The organism is Acinetobacter sp. NRRL B-65365 (assembly GCF_001605865.1).
Classification (GTDB): domain Bacteria; phylum Pseudomonadota; class Gammaproteobacteria; order Pseudomonadales; family Moraxellaceae; genus Acinetobacter; species Acinetobacter vivianii.
In genome coordinates this window covers 29,903-47,019 of the sequence record NZ_LRPD01000009.1, presented here as the reverse complement: position 1 = coordinate 47,019, position 17,117 = coordinate 29,903, and the positions used below count along the sequence as shown (strand labels likewise).

Here is a 17,117-nt window from a genome sequence, read left to right as displayed (position 1 = left end):
ACGCAATATTTAACATTTTACGGTGGAGTGAAGATTAAAAAATGGTTTTAATAACACTAAGCAATTGATAAATTAGATCTTATCTCAGAAACAAGGTTAAACTCGAAGAAGACCTAAAGACAGGAAATTTAAATTTATTTTAAAATGATATTGAATTTTACATTTATTTTTGTTTTAAAATAAAGCGAGATAATCAATTTTCAATGGAAATGAACATGGCTCTTATCAAAGAACAGGCAATCGAAAGCATCCATAGCATGCACGTCCTGATCGAGAAGATTTTTAGCGGAAAACACTCAGAACAAGACCTTCCCCTACTGATTGACTATTTTGCCGATCACTTTGAAATGGTCGGTGCAGCAGGCAAACGTATTTCATTAGAAGAAGTTAAAGGTTTGTTTGCGAATAATCAGGGAAAAATGCCTGATATTCAGATTGAAATCTATGATGAGCAGATTTTAATGCAAAAACCAGATGCCATTGTGCTCACTTATACTGAAAAACATACCAAAGCTTCCGGCATTCTGATCCGCCGCTCTTGTGCATTGATTGAAGAAATTGATGGCAAAATGTTGTGGAGCTATTTGCAAGAAACGTTCTTGCCTTAAATCATCAATGTGACTGGTTCAAACGCAGTCTTTCATGAGCAATCATGAAATATTGGGTTTGAACCGAAATCATTCATTTAATTTTCGCTCCAGCCATTCAATTAAATCGTGTGTCTTACGATTGCTGACCTTCTCTTTATCTGGAATGTAATAACACAGTTCTGACCGAATCGATTGGGTCTGGCATTGCTGAATCTGTTGCATTTTTAGTAATCGACTCATTAACGTGGTAGAGGCAAATACAAATCCATTGCCAGCCAGTGCTTCCTGAATACCAAACAGTTCCTGATCAAAAGTTTTCACGATAAAATTTGACGACGCTATGCCGTTTAACGCACACCATTTTTCCAAAGGGGGTGCAGCCAATGTCTTGTTTTTCCACGCTGTAGTAAAAATCACAATAGGTTCATCGCCAGCAGCAAGTGGATCAATCTGTTGTCGGCCAAACAGATTAAATGTTTCGTAGCGAATAATCTCTGAGGCAGGCACCGTCGCAATATTGCCCAAACGTACAGGCAAATTATAGAGTTGCTGGTCTAGGGTCTCTCCTGTTGAAACCTCTACAGAAATATCGGGATGGATCAAAGAAAATTCATGCAATGCTGGGATTAAAATCAAAGCCGCTAAAGATGAAGTCGTCGTTACTTTCAGCACATTGCTCGCCAGCCTAACCTCTTCCACAGCATTCTCAATTGTTCTAAATCCTTGCGAAATCTGCTTCGCTAATTTTTCCCCGATCTCGGTGAGGACAATTTTTCTAACTTCGCGATGGAATAAATCAACACTTAACCGATGCTCAAGCTTGGCAACATGATGCGAAATCGCAGTAGGTGTCAGCGAAAGTTCCTCAGCTGCCAGTTTAAAGCTACCTAAGCGCGCGGCTGACTCGAATGCTTTTAATGCCTGAAAAGAAACGTGCATGCCACGCTCCTATGAAAATAATAGATGATTTAAAATCATCTATAGCTGTGATTTACTCGTTTGTCTAGTGCTCTGCTTCATTCCAAAATGGCTGTATATTCAATCAATCAGAGACTGATCAAATGAGTACAATCTTACATATCGATGCCAGTATTCGCGCTGCCAACAATCCTAACCCGAACCATAACTCTATCTCCAAAAACATTGCCCATCACTTTATACAAAGCTGGAAAAAACAGTTCGCTATAGATGAATATATTTATCGTGATGTAGGCATGAATCCACCGCCTTTTATTACTCAGGAATGGATGGGTGCAGCATTTACACCAGAGCAAAAAAGAAGCGCAGAACAACAACAAATACTTGGTCTTTCAGATCAATTGATTGCAGAGATTGTGGCGGCTGAACTCATCATCATTTCATCGCCCATGTACAACTATGGCATGCCAGCTCAGCTCAAAGCCTGGTTTGATCAAATCGCTCGCGTGAACAAGACTTTTGATTTTGATCTTTCACGCGGTGACTTTCCTTTGCAACCGACATTGTCTGGCAAAACGTTGGTGATTATTAGCTCAAGCGGTGAATTTGGTTTTGAAAAAGGTGGGATCAGAGAACAGATGAGTCATCTGATACCTCACCTGCATACGGTGAGCAAATATTTAGGAGTAGATAAAATCTATGAAATTGCTTCTGAATATCAGGAATTTGCGGATGATCGTCATCGACAATCCGTAGAACATGCCTATGCTAAAGCAGAACATCTTGCGATCGCGCTCAGTCATGAATTAAATCATCTGACCGAACCCAAAGCTGTAGCGATGACTTAGTTTTGCTTAGGTTACGCAACATATTATTTTTAATGAAGAATAAGGCAACCATTCCCAGCCTTATTCTTGCAGAAGCGATACTCATTTATCTGGGGCAACAATACGCTTAAAAGTTCCAGCTCTTAGAGCGCTGGGTGAGAGTAAAAGTATTTACATGAACTATAAATACTTATTTCATGTATCCGCTAGAATCAACCATAATACGTTATGCATATAACTGATCGCGTAAGTATAGACATATACTTTTTTCCAAAGTGAGCAAGTTATTTCCCCCCTTCTGATTTGGCAACGTCAAAGTCATCAATAGAGAAAACAGGATAGTTTTATGGATAAACCTATACTATGCCCCAAATGTGGTTCTACAGAAATTGAAACACGTAATCATGACAAGTTATTGAGAACTACAGGCGGCGTATTACTCACGGCCGCAGGAACCACGGCGGGTACAGTTGGTGGTGCTGCAAGTGGAGCATCAATAGGCGCAGCAATTGGTACAGTTGCAGGCCCTTTAGGTGTGATTGTCGGCGGTACGGTAGGAACGTTTGTCGGTGCAATTGGTGCAGGTATCACAGGTGGAGTAATTGGAAATATTTTCGGCAAAAAAGCAGGTGTTCTGGTCGACAAGAATATTTTTCAGGACTATCGCTGTCTGAAATGCAAATATCGTTTTAAGCAAAAAAAGTAATACATCGTTCATTTTCTTGAGTTTGGAGGATGCGTTGTTAGACCAATTCTCCAAATGCTTTCATTCATATTGAAAACTGTCTCTCATTATTTCAATTCTAATTTTATCTCCTCTGCTGTCTTATATTTCTCATTCTCATTTTTTAAAAAGCTAAGGTTCAAATAAAAAAAATCCCAAGCTCTTGGGGAAGAGAATGGGATTACGATATACACATTCATCAAGAAGTTCATCGTTAGTGCGCTATTTATATCACGCTTTATTTTATAAATACATAATGTGTCACACAAACTATACATAACCGTCTATCTATTCCCACTTTATATCATTAAAGGTCATTAAATTAATCTTTCAGAACAATTAAATAATAAAAATCTAAAAAATGAATGACAGTCCTCTCACCGTCGACACTGAAGCTTTGTTTTCGAAGATTTTCTTAAATGAAAGACACAATAAAAAAGGCTTCTATAAAAAAGCCTTTTTAAAAAATAATTCAATGGAATGGAAAAGCGTTGTAGCGCAATGATTTTTTTATTTTAATTATTCTTATATTCATCACTTTCAAAATACGATTTGATCTGCTCAGCAGAACTGGTTTTCAACTTATCCAGAATAATGCTCAGATCACGTTCAAATGTAAACTCTGCTGGTATTTCCTCATGAATCGGCGGAAGTCTCTTGACGCCGCCTTCAGTAATCCGTTCAATAAAGCCAGCTAACCACAATACAAATTCATCTTTATTTTTATAGTTGGGGACTAAACTAACATCAATACTAATATGGTCTTTGGTCGGCTTATCCTGAAAGCCTTCCACGAAATCGATGTAGTTATACAATAATTTTAAGTCGGTATCTTTAAGTTCTTCACGTAACTGTTTAACAATGAAATTGAGGCAATCTTGAAGTGGAACGTTAAACTTTTTTTCCTCTTCAAAATGCCTGTAAATATTATCAGCGATACGCAAATACTGTGGCATGACGCTATCCTTATGTTGTTATGTCCCACTGAGTATGGAACCAAAAGTTTAGTAGATTTGTAATGTTTTACAATGAAGATGTATTTTATATAAACTTTATATGAATAACGACGTTTTGGATAGCGCAAAATTAGATGATATATCTAATTTTTCTGCTGATACTTTTGCGTTGGGCTTTCATAGGTCGTTTGTGCAACAGGTGAGACACGCCAGACCGTATTGCCCACATCGTCAGCCACCAAGAGCGCACCTGAAAAATCAATTGCAACGCCAACTGGACGTCCCAAAGCTTGACCTTTCTCATTTAAGAAACCTGTGAGCACATCTTGCGGTTGCCCATAAGGCTGTCCATTTCGAAAAGGCACGAAAATCACTTTATAACCACTATGCGGTTTGCGGTTCCATGAACCATGCTGTCCAATGAATGCGCCTCCACGATACTGCGGCATAAGCTCTGTCGCATAGAAGGCCAAGCCTAAAGAAGCAGTATGGTTACCCAAGGCATAATCAGGTTTTAGTGCACGTGCAACCAGCTCAGGATTTTGTGGTTTTACCCGTTTATCGACATGTTGACCATAATAACTGTACGGCCAACCATAAAAGGCACCGTCTTTAACAGAGGTCATATAATCGGGAACCAGATCACTGCCAAGCTCATCGCGCTCATTAACGACCGTCCAGAGTTGTCCACCCTGTGGTTGCCAGCCCAAGCCATTTGGATTACGCAGTCCCGTTGCATACGGTCTGACCTTGGCAGTGGCAATATCATATTCCAGAATCTGTGCCCGACCTTGTTCCTGATCCAGCCCATTTTCCCCGACATTACTATTTGAACCTACCGTGATATAAAGTTTGGTTCCTTCTGGATTGGCAATCACATTTTTAGTCCAATGATGATTGAGCGGCCCAGCGGGTAAATCCAGTACCTTGATCCCTTTCTCCGTTATTTGGGTTGCATCCTCCTGATAGGGATAACGCATCAGCGAATCCGTATTGGCGACATAAAGCATATTACCCACCAAGGCCATACCAAACGGCGAATTTAAATTTTTTAGAAAAACCGTATTCTGATCTGCAATGCCATCACCATTGCTATCTCGTAATAAGCGAATCCGATTGGCACTTGGCAATGAGGAGCCTGCACGATTCATTACCATTTTCATGATCTTGCCGCGAATGCCCTTGCTATCCTCTGGTTTTGGCGGTGCATCTGTTTCAGCAACCAACACATCCCCATTCGGCAATACATACAACCATCTAGGATGATCTAATCCACTGGCAAATGCCTGAACTTTTAGACCTTCAACAGTAGTAGGCATCTTGCCCTTTGGCCAGCCTTTAGCGGGTGCAATATTGACAGTCGGGATCAATCTCGACTGCGGTTCAGGTAAAACGGGCTGTGGACCAAAACTATCGCTAATCGAATATTGAGAAGATGGCGTACAACCTGTAAATATTAAAATAAGACTGCTTCCAGTCAGGGAGAATAACAACCGTAAAGACATCAGGAATTTTCCTTGTTATTTTAATGACTCCAGACAGCATAATTCGATCTATACATGAGGTATAGCTGATTTGATTAACAGATTGTCTCTAATGTAAATAAACTGTTTAAAACCTACGTTAGCCGTTAAAATATAAACAAATACAAAGAGAAGGAAAACAGCATCAATATTATTTTAAGACCGCTTCAATATTCAGAAATTGATTTGATCTGGCAACACATTCATCGACGTGAACTGATTACTCAAAATTATGTCAAACAACAGTGTTTGCAACTCGTTGACTGTTTTTATGATGTTCAGCATTGGGATGCTTATCATCTGCAAAATGATCCACCTAAATTAAAACAGCTCTACCACGAACAAGCAGAATTCATCGGGGCCTTTAATCAGCAAGAAAAAATGGTCGGTATTTCAGTGGTATCCAATCAGATCATTCATGATTATCCAGATGCCAAACTTTTGCACTATTTTTATGTCGATGCCGATCAGCAAGGTCAAGGCATTGGTGCACAACTCATGCAGGCAGCGAAAATATCTGCAATACAGCTAGGTGCAAAATATCTTTATATCTCTGCCACACCTAGCAAGCGAACTGTTGATTTTTATATCAAACATGGCGCTCAAGTATTGGACAAACCCGATCAGCAGTTATGGCAACTCGAGCCAGAAGATATTCATTTGCTGTGTGAAATTTAAGCTTGTTGGGAAAAATGAGACGTACTTTCGATTCATTTTTTCCTCAGCTTACTGGAGCTTTTTCTGGGGCTGCTTAAAATATTAACAGCTCGATTTTTGGCTGAATATTAAGGGTTATTCTCTTGATGAATCAAATAGAGATCGTGCACGCTTGCCAAGAAATCTTAAAAATAACCCTAGCGGATTTACAGCGTAAAAGTGAATGCATCATCACATGAAAATAAGATTAGTATTCACTCACGGAAAGATTATAGAATCGAGTTAGAAATATTTTTAAAACAGCATATCATGGATGATTTAGATTCGTTTTTTAGTTCTCGGGTGAAGTTTAAGAACCTAAAAATTCTTTCTTTGTTAGAGCAGCATAAATCTCTGACCAAAGTCGCGCAGATGATGCATATGACCACATCTGCCGTTTCCAAAGCTCTTGCAGAAATTGAAGCCAACTATGGTGAACAACTCTTCAGAAGAGAAGTTGGACAACCGGTTGCCCTGCCCGAATGTTTAATCCTGATCGACTCCTATTTAAAAATAGAAGCCCAACTTCGCGAAGGTCACGACAGAATTGCCTCACTCAGAGGTGCACGTGCCAGTAAAATCTCAATCGGTATACATGCACCTTCATTGGAAAATGCACTTGCCAATGCAATTGTACGTTTTAAACAGCTTTCTCCTGAAACAGAAATCAGTATTAAAGCTGGCGATAAAACATCTTTACTCTCTTATTTACGGGCAGGTGAAATTGATTTGGCTATTTGTCGGGCCGAAGTCGATGACCTCGAACATGATTTACGTGCAATTTTATTACATGAACATCAATTGATATTGATTGCCAGTCATCATCTAAACATTCCTGCCGAACATAAAGATTTAAAAGATTTGTTAGATTACCCGTGGTGTCTGACCGCTCCAAGCTGCCCTGTGCGTCAATGTTTCGACGCGAATCTGGTGGCCAGAGGACTAAAACAGCCTAAAAATCTAATTGAAGTAGATAACCCACCGCATCTGATTCTAAATATCATGGAGAAATATCCTTCAATCACCGTCACGTCCAGTAATCTAGCGAGGCTGCTCCATAAAAATAATAATCTTCAGATTTTAAATCGTGAATTAAGTTTCACCATCAAGCCTCAAATCATCATCTGGAATAGTCGAATTCCGCTCAACAGCAATGTTAGAAAATTACGTGATCTGATTTGTTATGAATCCAGATAAAGTCATTTAAACAGACTCACAATTAAAGGCCTAGCTCAAATCAAGATAGGCCTTTATTGACTTATTTAAACTTAGATCGGAAAGGTCAACTCAGCCATTTCAATTGGCCCATCGGTCAACATCACAGGACCCTCAGGGCCAATCAAGACCGTATCGGAATGGCGAAAACCGCCCACACCTTCGATATAAAGTCCTGGTTCAATAGTAAAACACATTCCTTCCTGAATCGGGCGATCATAACCTTCCGCAAAGAACGGCGCCTCATGCCCAGTAACCCCCATACCATGTCCGGTACGATGTAGCAGATAATCCCCCATTCCAGCTTTTCGGAAATAGTCATTCACAGTTCGATCAACCTCACTCATTAATTGACCAGGTTTTGCCATTTCGAAAGCAATACGGCGACCTTCCAGCATAATCTCAAACGGTTTTTTCGCATTTTCTGGCACTTTACCCAGAAAAAAGGTTCTTTCAACTTCAGCGCCGTAACCGTTCATCACTGCATTTACAATCGATACATGTGGGCCGCCCGGCTCCATTCTCATATCAATATTGGTAAAGTTATGCGGATCATGAGACACACTTGGCGGCTGAAATACTGCCGAAATTCTGGTAGCGAATGGATTAAGTTCTCTACTATCGGTCAGTAAACGAGTAAAAATAAGCTCTCTCACCTGACCAATCATTTCCATCAAGTTCATACCCGGATATGCAGATGACAGTAATAGATTATGTCCTTCTGTTGCTAACTGACATGCATAAGCCAGACGTCCTTTTTCATAATCCGATTTGATCATACGTAAATCATCAATGATATCGGTACGAATACGCTCGCCAGGAATTTCAGAATAAATCTGTAAGGGACAAATTGATTCAACACCAATACGCGGATTGCTCTCAAATAGTTCTTTAAATCGATCACTCCATGCCCGACCTGCTGGCGCTGGAAATTCAAAATATGGAATAAGTTCAATCTCACTCACAGCACGAGATTGAACATGCGGAATTTCCAGTTGAGGGACAATAAATTTTGGTACACCCTTTTGAGGAATCACCAAGACAAAAGGCCGCTCATGTACTGCATTTGCAAAATTGGTTAAATAAAAAATATTATCTGGACAAAAGGATACATAATGATCAAGACCTTCCTTCTGCATCTGTTCCTGAACGCGTATTAATCTATTCTGGATTTCACTTTTAGATGGTGGATAAAATATTGGTTCAATATTCATTTTTTGCTCCTTAAAAAAATGGATTTGTGAAATAGAGTTAATTTAAGAAATTAAATTGATTTCACGATATATTTAAAAACTAGAAGGAAAACTTTAAACCCACCCCATAAGTTGAAGGATCATCTCCAGCACCACTTAATGCAATATCATTGATTGTATAAAATGAATTTTCATTATTATCGACATAGGCTGCACGAATATAAGCATCTAGGTGTTTATTAATATGATAATTGGCACCTGCCGAGTAAACCATCGCACTCCGATCCTGCTGATCAACATCACGTCGATAAACAGAAGCTTTTAAACTATACTTCGGCTGTTCAAAATTAATCGCTGCACCATAAACCTGAGCAGAAGCAGCATGTGGACTATCAGGTTTAAAATATCCTGCCGTACCAATTAAAGTTAAATTTTTATTCATTCTTCTTAGAACAAGCGCACGATAATCCTTGGTTTTAACATCGCTTAAAATCTCTCCTTTATAATTTACTGAAAAATTGCTAATCAGTTCATTATAGGATCCACTTACTCGATTTACCCCATCATCATAAATCGCCAAAATGCCATAGTTTTTCGCATCCGTTACATAGGAACCCTCTCCAACCATCTGGTTTGGAGAATAGAGCATGGTCAACGAAGTATTTTTAAATGTTGGGGTGGTATAACTGACTGCCCGACTGGTTCTGAAATCATAATTAGGGGCACCAGCGCCAAGGTCGTAAGCCTGAATCGCAATCGCTGTCGGGGTAAAAGGAGCGGCAAATAACTCTTCTAATGCACCAGCAACGGCAGGCATAACTCGTCCATACACCAGCGTTCCATACTGTTTGGACTGCAAACCTAAGTACTCTGCACGAGCAAAAGTCGTCTTCCGCACAAATTCCATTTTGCGTAAATCGATCATTGACTCTGCATTTCCAATAATAGACAAGTCGTCATTTAATTTAAGATTCAGTTTTAATCCTAAGCGGCTTGCATAATCCATCCCACTTTGAAACTCATGTGAGTCCTGTACATCTGAATGAGAATAATTTATCCCGTAATCCAGTACCCCATATACTTTAAAGGGAGAGTTTTCATCACCAACGCTAATATCTGCAAAAGCTGCTACTGGTAATGTGCATATACTTAAACATAAAATAGATCTAAACATTATATTTCACTCCATGAACCAACATTTTTCTATTCCTTTAAATTACACAAACTCTTTATTTTTTTAAATTGATATCTTTTCCATCGCAGTTGAATATTTTTCTACTCAAATATTTTCAGGAAAAACTTATAAAAAATAAAAAAACCTACTTTAAAAAAGCAGGTTTGAACAAAATATTCACAACAATTTAAGCCAAATTATTAAGCAACGCTCAATTAAAATTTAATCCTTTATTTCAAATGCACTAGATAATCTTAATATTCATATCAACAACTCAAACAACCAGTTGTGATGCACGTAATTTGATACCTCGATGACAGAGTAAAAGTGAGGTAATTGAAATAATCGCTGCAACCGAGAGATAAATCACAGGCGCCTGTAAATTGCCTTTACTCAATGCATAGGTTGATACAATCGGGGATAAAGCTCCAAATAAAGTAACACCCACGTTATAACCAAGTCCTATTCCCAAAGCACGTTGTCTGGCTGGGAAATAGTCTGAAATAAATGGGAAATAGCCGCCGATCATCAAGCCCAAACCGCTGGCACACACAAGCTGGAACAAGAACAAGCGACTTGCAGAAGGTACTGCCAATAAATATTCATAAAGCGGAATACCGATAAACGCACAGAGAATGACACCGGTATACATCACCACCATTCGGTTTGATTTATCTGACCAAATGCCGCCGATGATTGAAAATATAATGATGAACAATGTCGCCAATGTTGAACTTGCGGTACCAATAACAGGTTCAATCCCCATCCCTTGCTTAGCAAAAGATGGCATAAAGATAATCACCAGATAAACCACAGCGGAACCAAAACCAGAAAGCGAAGCGACCAGCATCACTCTTTGAAAAATCTGTCCGAATGTTAATTTAGGCGCGACTTTATTGGCTTGATCTTGAACCAGTACCTCACTTTCCTCCATATAGCGACGCAAATATAACCCTAGAGGTATAACTGCAAGGCCAATGAAAAAGCCAATTCTCCATCCCCAGTCTAAAGTGGCTGCTTGCCCCAAAATCCCATAAATCGATAATGCGATACCAGAACCTGTTGCAAGCGCAAGATAAGTTGAACTATTAAATAACGCGCCATAATATCCTCTACGCTGTTTAGGACAACTTTCCATTACTAAAGAAACAGCAGCACCAAATTCTCCAGATGCAGCAAGTCCAGCAACCAATCTTCCCAACACCACCATGGCTGTGCCGAGATATCCACTTTGCGAATAAGGCGGAGCCACTGCAATTAAAAGTGTACCTACTCCCATCAACATGACGGTTAAAATCATTGCTGATTTACGGCCTTTACGATCTGCATAACGTCCAATGAAATAAGCACCGAGTGGTCTGACTAAAAAGCCCACTGCAAAAGTGGTAATCGCAGCTAAAGTCGATAAAATTTCATTTTCAGCAGGGAAAAAATTATGTGCGATCGCGAGAGCGAAATATCCATATAACGTAAAATCAAGCCATTCCAGAAAGTTACCCGCAGATAATCCGAGAAATGAGCGTCTATTAATCGTGTGCTTTTCTGTACGCATGATGGTCTCTCCTGACCTAGCATCTATTTGTTAAATTAAAGCTACACAAAAGTACGAAACTATAAAATTGACAAATTTTCCATCGTGGTTGAGTTTTTTTCTATTCACGTTTTCTCTAAATTACAAAGCGCTATATTCAAATCATAAACTGTATTTTTATTTGTTAAACATATGAACAGTCTTTGCAAACAGATGATATGAGATCAACCTGATTTCCCCCTCGGCTCTTCATTGCTAATCAGTGCTTACAAGTTACGGTAACACCTCCAAAGTAATATTTTACCTATCCGAACCAAAGAGAATAAAAACCAAATTCTCTCCTAAATCACTGTAATTAATATTTTTTAGCTAACAAGCTGGTCTTTTTTGATCTAATTTACCCTATCCCAAAATCGTGATGAATTGCCCTATTTCCGCTATTTTTAATTTCATCATTTAGACTTATGCTGGAAACATAAATATGGATGAGACAAAGAGTCCCTCTACTTTTTTGAATTTTAGCATTCAGTAGATTGGAGCAGCGCATTGAGTAATAGATCACAATCGAATATGGATGGAATACAGTTTCCAATTCAGTCCGGCAGAAACAAGCCCAGCACGACAGATACCGCAAAGAAAATCTTATACGCAGCACTAAAAAGTGTCGATTCTCCTTACGCCACTCAATTAACTGCTGAAAAAAACTGGAGAAAGAAATATCCAGTTTATTTTCAAGAGCTGGTGAAAACAGGCATTCGTTCTGTACAGAATCCTCTTCTCATTGCTCAGCAAGGCTTGGATACAGCTAAAAAGTCATTTCACTTTTATCGTGCTGGACAGCAAACGTCTTTAGAACAGGCCATGGCTGATGTTAAAGAACAGCCTTTTGAAAACTTTGTGCTAAAAGGTACAGGCAGCCCGACGATTGAGCCGTGGTATATTCCGTTTAAAGGACAAAAACTGCAAGGTGAAGCCTTACTTAAGCAGATTGATCGCTGGGAACAGCAACAGATCATCGAACCCAGTCATGCCAAAGCGCTACGTCTGTTGCAGGCTCATCCAGAATGGTTTGATTTGTCCTCTCGTACTATGGTGCTCTTCGGGGCAGCGTCTGAAGCGGGCCCTTTAAGCTGGTTAGCCAAATGGCGTGCGAATATTGTTGCGATTGACTTACCGAATCCAAAAATCTGGCAAAAAATTACCAACACCATTCAACAAGGCAATGCCACACTGATTGCACCGCAAATCACTTTGCAAAATGGTGAAAAACAGCTGGGCGCAAATCTTCTGACTCAAACACCAGAAATTGCAAACTGGTTAAATATATTTGAGCAACGTTTAGATCTGGCTGGGATTGCATATCTGGATGGTGAAAAACATGTTCGTGTTTCTATTGCCATGATCAGCATTATGGAACAGGTCAGCCGTGAAAAAGCCGATAGCAGCATCATGTTTATGCTAACGCCAACCGACATTTATGCCATTCCAGAATCGGTTGTAGCGTCGATCCAGCAGAAAATTAAGCAGCGTCCACTTGTCGAGAAATTACTGACTAAATCGATTCATAACATCTCGTTAAGTCATTTTTTTAAATCGAATATCGAACAGTTGATTGAATCAGATAACGGCCAAAAATATGGTATCTCGGATTGTATGGTGATTGAACAAGGCCCTAATTATGCCCTTGCGAAACGCCTGCAACAGTGGTTTGCCATTTGTACCCGCGCACGTGGTCAAAAAACGGTTATCAATATTGCACCATCAACCACCACACATTCGGTTGTTAAGAATCCAATTCTTAAGGCGGCTTTTTCAGGAGCAGATCTGTTTAAGGTCGAAACCTTTAGTCCTGAAACCACAAATGCCATTATGGCTGCGCTGTGGGTGCATGATTTAAATAACCCTGAGAGTGCAACCAATCCAGAAAGATCACTCGAACATCCTTTAGAGCTGATTATGGAAAATGCGAATCATGGTGGTTTATGGCATGTTCCTTATTTAGCGAGAACCGCGCTACCATTTGCTGCAGCTTATGGCTGGGTGAGAGAGAAGTTTTAGAACCAAAAACTCCAATGAGAAATATTAAAAAAGAGAGCGGATAGACGCTCTCTTTTTTTATCACACGAGATTCAAGATTAAATCGATGCTTATTGCTTAAACTTTTTAATGCTTTTAGAAAGATGAGCTCGCATCATTTGTCGAGCTAACAAACCATCTTGATCGACAATTGCGTTATAAATATTGACATGATCATGGTGAACCGCTTTTAAATATTCTTCACGGTTTTCAGGGCTTTGCTCAATTGATTTTAAGCGTGCACGCGGAATAATTTTTTCACCTAAATACTTTAAAAAATCTACGAAATATTGATTTTCCGAAGCTTCAGCAATCGCAATATGGAAATCATAATCTGCTTTTACCGTACCATCATTTGCATCTGAAGAAATATGACGCTCAAAATCTTCAAGCGCAGCTTTCATTTTATCAATGTGAATTTGCTTACGGCGCTCTGAGGCTAAAAACACAGCTTCAGATTCAAGACTAATCCGAAGCTCAAGTAAAGAAACAATATCGTTAATGGTTTCTAAGCTGGCATTCGACAGCAAAAAATTCTGTTCAATGGTTTGCTCTTTAACAAAAGTCCCAATCCCGTGACGGGTCTCGACAAAACCTAAAGAACGCAACTCGGTAATCGCTTCACGAATGACAGAACGACTGACTTCAAATGTTTCAATCAATTCCAGTTCAGTTGGAATCTTCTCTCCAACTTTAAATTCTCCAGACTGAATTTTTTCGATTAGTTGTTCTACAATAATCTGGCTTAGTTTTTTTGTTGATCTAGGTTTAATTGCGCTAGACATAATCTGAAGAACTCATGAAATATTTAAAAAAATTAGAAAATTCATTCTACTATAATCTTAACCGATAGTCATATTTGCTTTTTTATTCCCCTAAATACCTAAAATTTAATTCATTTATGTTACTCATGCACTTTCATTCAACGAGAAAGATACGATCACTTGCACTTGGTAAAATAGTGGTGACTAGCTGATTTAATGAGAAATATGCAGCTCAATCTTTTAGCTTGAGCTGCACAATCCTTTAAATTTGAGCCTGACTTAACTGCCCATTCACCAGACGATTAATCTGTAGTGGATTACTGTCTTTTAACGCATCGGGTAACAATACTTGTGGCGTATTCTGGAAACAGACTGGACGTAAGAAACGTTCAATTGCGCCCGTACCGACCGATGTTCCACGCGCATCACTGGTTGCAGGGAAAGGACCACCATGCACCATCGCATCAGATACCTCAACTCCTGTCGGGAAGCCATTAAACAATACACGACCCGCTTTACCAGTTAACAAATGAAGAAGCTCGCCTGCCTCAGATAATTCATTTTCATCGCCAATAATTGTTGCTGTAAGCTGCCCGCCTAAAGCCTCAATTCCTTTTAATAAAGTCGCTTCGTCTTCTACGCCAATCACAATGGACATTGGTCCGAAAACTTCATGCTGTAGTTTTGGATTGCCTGACAATAAAACAGATTGATCCGCTTTAAATAGATGGGCTTTTGCTTGAGAAATGAGCTCAGCATCTTGCCCTGTCGCAATCATTTCAAAACCAGCTTCACTGTTTAAAGCATCAATACCTTGACGGTAGCTTTTTAAAGTCCCTTCATTCAGCATGACCTGTGGCACAGCTTTTTGCGTACTTTCAGCTAAAGCTGCTACGAACTTGTCAAATTCAGGACCCTGTACGCCTAAAATTAACCCTGGTTTTGTACAGAACTGACCACATCCCATATTAAACGAGGCAACCGTGTCCTGAGCGATTTGTTCACCACGAGAACTCAGCGCTTGAGATAAAACCACCACAGGATTCACACTCGACATTTCAGCAAAGAATGGAATCGGCTGAGGACGGCTCTGCGCAAGGTTATAAAGCGCCATGCCACCTTCTAGTGAACCCGTAAAACCAGCAGCTTGAATCAGTGGATGTTCTACCAAGTTTGCACCAATACGAGCACCAAAAATCATGTTGAATGTGCCTTTAGGCATATCGCAAACTTCAATTGCTTTTTCAATAGCTTCTGCAACAAGCTCGGCAGTCGCCATATGTCCAGAATGCGCCTTAAACACAACTGGACATCCTGCAGCTAAAGCAGCCACGGTATCTCCACCGGCAGTTGAAAATGCAAGAGGGAAATTACTCGCACCAAACACAGCAACTGGCCCTACTCCAACTTTGTATTGACGCAAATCAACACGCGGCAAAGGCTTACGTTCTGGCAATGCCACATCAATACGAGCACCATAAAAATCGCCGCGACGTAAAAGTTCAGCAAACAGTCGAAGCTGGCCTGTAACACGACCAGTTTCCCCTTGAAGACGAGCAAGCGGCAAGCCTGTTTCAAGTGAAGCGACTTCTTGCAAATTCGCACCTAACGCCTCGATTTGACGAGCAACTTCTTCAAGAAAAGAGGCACGTTGCGCTTGAGATGTTTGGCTATACACTGCAAAAGCGTTATGCGCAGCTTGAGCAGCTTGATCCACCTCTTCAAGTGTTGCCTGACTAAAAACATAACCAGTTGGTTGATAGTCTTTTGCACCCACACTTTCTAGAGCGGGTGTATTTGCAGCAACGCGTTGACCATTAATAAACTGTCGACCATTATTTTTACTCATTTTAAAGCTCCAATGCCTAAACAGATAGAATTATTGCGGACCAAGTGTCGCAATGAGAGCAGCCAAATCTTCATAGTCTGCTGGAGTTAAATCACTTAATGGTGGACGCACTGGACCAGCATCGTGTCCAACAATTTTGGCACCTGCCTTAATCATGCTGACGGCATAACCTGATTTACGGTCGCGAATTTTAATCAGCGGCAAGAAGAAATCTTTAATTAAGCGATTGGTTGTTTCAAAGTCATCACTGCGAAGTGCGTTATAAAACTCCATTGCAGTCTTTGGAATAAAGTTAAATACAGCTGATGAATAAACTGGGCAACCTAAGGCTTTATATGGCGCTGCAAAAACCTCTGCTGTTGGCAAGCCACCTAAATATGACAAACGGTCACCCATCGTTTGAGTCACTGCCGTCATCATATCGATTTGACCAGAGCTGTCTTTAAAACCGATTAAGTTCGGGCACATCTCGGCTAACTTTTGGATTGAATCGAGATTTAATCTTGAAACGCTACGGTTATAAAAAATTACGCCAAAGTCGACTGAATTACAGACTTGCTTAACGTGTTCGATCAAACCTTCTTGGCTTGCTTCAGTTAAGTAATGCGGCATTAACAAAATACCGTGCGCGCCTAAGCGCTCTGCTTCTTTTGCCTGTTCAATCGCTTGACGTGTCGGACCACCTGCGCCAGCAATAATCGGTACACTGCCTTTACAAGTATCAACCGCAGTTTTAATTACGTCAGAGTATTCATTGCCAGTTAACGAGAAAAACTCACCTGTACCACCCGCAGCAAATAATGCACTTGCGCCATAAGGAGCTAACCATTCAAGACGTTTTGCATAAGAAGATTTATTAAAGTCCCCATTTTGGTCAAAGTCGGTCACCGGAAAAGAAAGAAGACCATCAGAAACAATGTTTTTTAACTCAAGAGCATCCATTATAAAATATCCATCTGCGTTTATGTTGTCAGACATCTTACATCATAAGTTTTCTTCTGATCAATATCTTTTTCCCCTGAAAGTTTAAAATTTTAAAAAAGATTAATTTTTTCCAAAATATGACAATCCAACTACTTGT

At 39.8% G+C, this 17,117-nt stretch carries 15 protein-coding genes; 6 read left to right on the top strand and 9 right to left on the bottom strand.

Annotation, left to right across the window (positions count from 1 at the left end):
• Positions 1–215 precede the first annotated feature (215 nt).
• A complete protein-coding gene (locus tag AWW72_RS05890; RefSeq protein WP_005256493.1) occupies positions 216–608 on the top strand; it encodes a hypothetical protein in 393 nt (130 codons plus the stop codon).
• Positions 609–677: 69 nt separating this feature from the next.
• Here AWW72_RS05890 and AWW72_RS05885 read toward each other — a convergent pair whose 3' ends face one another.
• Entirely contained in the window at positions 678–1,529 is an 852-nt protein-coding gene (locus AWW72_RS05885) for a LysR family transcriptional regulator (protein WP_062846710.1), read from the bottom strand.
• 122 nt (positions 1,530–1,651) lie between these two features.
• Here AWW72_RS05885 and AWW72_RS05880 point away from each other — a divergent pair, with 122 nt between their 5' ends.
• Together AWW72_RS05880 and AWW72_RS05875 are read left to right on the top strand one after the other, a co-directional pair.
• The gene (locus tag AWW72_RS05880) at positions 1,652–2,356 is read left to right on the top strand and encodes an FMN-dependent NADH-azoreductase (RefSeq protein WP_062846709.1); all 705 of its coding nucleotides are present in this window, start codon (positions 1,652–1,654) and stop codon (positions 2,354–2,356) included.
• Between the two features lie 325 nt (positions 2,357–2,681).
• A complete protein-coding gene (locus AWW72_RS05875) occupies positions 2,682–3,041 on the top strand; it encodes a hypothetical protein (RefSeq protein WP_005256487.1) in 360 nt (119 codons plus the stop codon).
• A gap of 533 nt (positions 3,042–3,574) precedes the next feature.
• Here the strand turns inward: AWW72_RS05875 and AWW72_RS05870 are convergent.
• Both AWW72_RS05870 and AWW72_RS05865 read right to left on the bottom strand, forming a co-directional pair.
• On the bottom strand, positions 3,575–4,015 hold the full coding sequence (locus AWW72_RS05870) for a hypothetical protein (protein ID WP_062846708.1): 441 nt from the start codon (positions 4,013–4,015) through the stop codon (positions 3,575–3,577).
• A 143-nt stretch (positions 4,016–4,158) separates the two neighbouring features.
• A complete protein-coding gene (locus AWW72_RS05865; protein WP_062846707.1) occupies positions 4,159–5,520 on the bottom strand; it encodes a PQQ-dependent sugar dehydrogenase in 1,362 nt (453 codons plus the stop codon).
• 168 nt (positions 5,521–5,688) lie between these two features.
• Between AWW72_RS05865 and AWW72_RS05860 the strand changes: the two genes are divergently transcribed.
• Together AWW72_RS05860 and AWW72_RS05855 are read left to right on the top strand one after the other, a co-directional pair.
• Positions 5,689–6,216, top strand: coding sequence for a GNAT family N-acetyltransferase (locus AWW72_RS05860; RefSeq protein WP_081410363.1), 528 nt, complete (start codon positions 5,689–5,691; stop codon positions 6,214–6,216).
• A gap of 288 nt (positions 6,217–6,504) precedes the next feature.
• Entirely contained in the window at positions 6,505–7,431 is a 927-nt protein-coding gene (locus AWW72_RS05855) for a LysR family transcriptional regulator (protein WP_062846705.1), read from the top strand.
• Positions 7,432–7,502: 71 nt separating this feature from the next.
• On the opposite strand, the gene AWW72_RS05850 is transcribed toward AWW72_RS05855, so the two are convergent.
• The 3 genes from AWW72_RS05850 to AWW72_RS05840 all read right to left on the bottom strand — a co-directional run bounded on the left by AWW72_RS05850 (position 7,503) and on the right by AWW72_RS05840 (position 11,368).
• Complete coding sequence (locus AWW72_RS05850) at positions 7,503–8,663, bottom strand: M24 family metallopeptidase (RefSeq protein ID WP_062846704.1); 1,161 nt, start codon at positions 8,661–8,663, stop codon at positions 7,503–7,505.
• Positions 8,664–8,742: 79 nt separating this feature from the next.
• Positions 8,743–9,816: a porin gene (locus AWW72_RS05845; RefSeq protein WP_062846703.1), complete on the bottom strand. Its 1,074-nt coding sequence runs from the start codon at positions 9,814–9,816 to the stop codon at positions 8,743–8,745.
• 274 nt (positions 9,817–10,090) lie between these two features.
• Positions 10,091–11,368, bottom strand: a complete 1,278-nt coding sequence (locus tag AWW72_RS05840; RefSeq protein WP_062846702.1) for an MFS transporter — start codon at positions 11,366–11,368, stop codon at positions 10,091–10,093.
• A gap of 525 nt (positions 11,369–11,893) precedes the next feature.
• Between AWW72_RS05840 and AWW72_RS05835 the strand changes: the two genes are divergently transcribed.
• The gene (locus AWW72_RS05835; protein ID WP_062846701.1) at positions 11,894–13,405 is read left to right on the top strand and encodes a hypothetical protein; all 1,512 of its coding nucleotides are present in this window, start codon (positions 11,894–11,896) and stop codon (positions 13,403–13,405) included.
• Positions 13,406–13,494: 89 nt separating this feature from the next.
• Here AWW72_RS05835 and AWW72_RS05830 read toward each other — a convergent pair whose 3' ends face one another.
• From AWW72_RS05830 to kdgD, 3 genes are all read right to left on the bottom strand, one after another.
• Positions 13,495–14,208 (bottom strand): FadR/GntR family transcriptional regulator, encoded by a 714-nt coding sequence (locus AWW72_RS05830; RefSeq protein WP_062846700.1) that lies wholly within the window; start codon positions 14,206–14,208, stop codon positions 13,495–13,497.
• Positions 14,209–14,449: 241 nt separating this feature from the next.
• Positions 14,450–16,036 (bottom strand): aldehyde dehydrogenase (NADP(+)), encoded by a 1,587-nt coding sequence (locus AWW72_RS05825; RefSeq protein WP_062846699.1) that lies wholly within the window; start codon positions 16,034–16,036, stop codon positions 14,450–14,452.
• A 30-nt stretch (positions 16,037–16,066) separates the two neighbouring features.
• Complete coding sequence (gene kdgD / locus AWW72_RS05820) at positions 16,067–16,978, bottom strand: 5-dehydro-4-deoxyglucarate dehydratase (protein ID WP_062846698.1); 912 nt, start codon at positions 16,976–16,978, stop codon at positions 16,067–16,069.
• Positions 16,979–17,117: the final 139 nt, after the last annotated feature.

Coding starts and splice junctions, on each gene's coding strand:
- AWW72_RS05890 (WP_005256493.1), top strand. CDS start 216: ATGGCTCTTATCAAAGAACAGGCAATCGAAAGCATCCATAGCATGCAC.
- AWW72_RS05885 (WP_062846710.1), bottom strand. CDS start 1,529: ATGCACGTTTCTTTTCAGGCATTAAAAGCATTCGAGTCAGCCGCGCGC.
- AWW72_RS05880 (WP_062846709.1), top strand. CDS start 1,652: ATGAGTACAATCTTACATATCGATGCCAGTATTCGCGCTGCCAACAAT.
- AWW72_RS05875 (WP_005256487.1), top strand. CDS start 2,682: ATGGATAAACCTATACTATGCCCCAAATGTGGTTCTACAGAAATTGAA.
- AWW72_RS05870 (WP_062846708.1), bottom strand. CDS start 4,015: ATGCCACAGTATTTGCGTATCGCTGATAATATTTACAGGCATTTTGAA.
- AWW72_RS05865 (WP_062846707.1), bottom strand. CDS start 5,520: ATGTCTTTACGGTTGTTATTCTCCCTGACTGGAAGCAGTCTTATTTTA.
- AWW72_RS05855 (WP_062846705.1), top strand. CDS start 6,505: ATGGATGATTTAGATTCGTTTTTTAGTTCTCGGGTGAAGTTTAAGAAC.
- AWW72_RS05850 (WP_062846704.1), bottom strand. CDS start 8,663: ATGAATATTGAACCAATATTTTATCCACCATCTAAAAGTGAAATCCAG.
- AWW72_RS05845 (WP_062846703.1), bottom strand. CDS start 9,816: ATGTTTAGATCTATTTTATGTTTAAGTATATGCACATTACCAGTAGCA.
- AWW72_RS05840 (WP_062846702.1), bottom strand. CDS start 11,368: ATGCGTACAGAAAAGCACACGATTAATAGACGCTCATTTCTCGGATTA.
- AWW72_RS05830 (WP_062846700.1), bottom strand. CDS start 14,208: ATGTCTAGCGCAATTAAACCTAGATCAACAAAAAAACTAAGCCAGATT.
- AWW72_RS05825 (WP_062846699.1), bottom strand. CDS start 16,036: ATGAGTAAAAATAATGGTCGACAGTTTATTAATGGTCAACGCGTTGCT.
- kdgD (WP_062846698.1), bottom strand. CDS start 16,978: ATGGATGCTCTTGAGTTAAAAAACATTGTTTCTGATGGTCTTCTTTCT.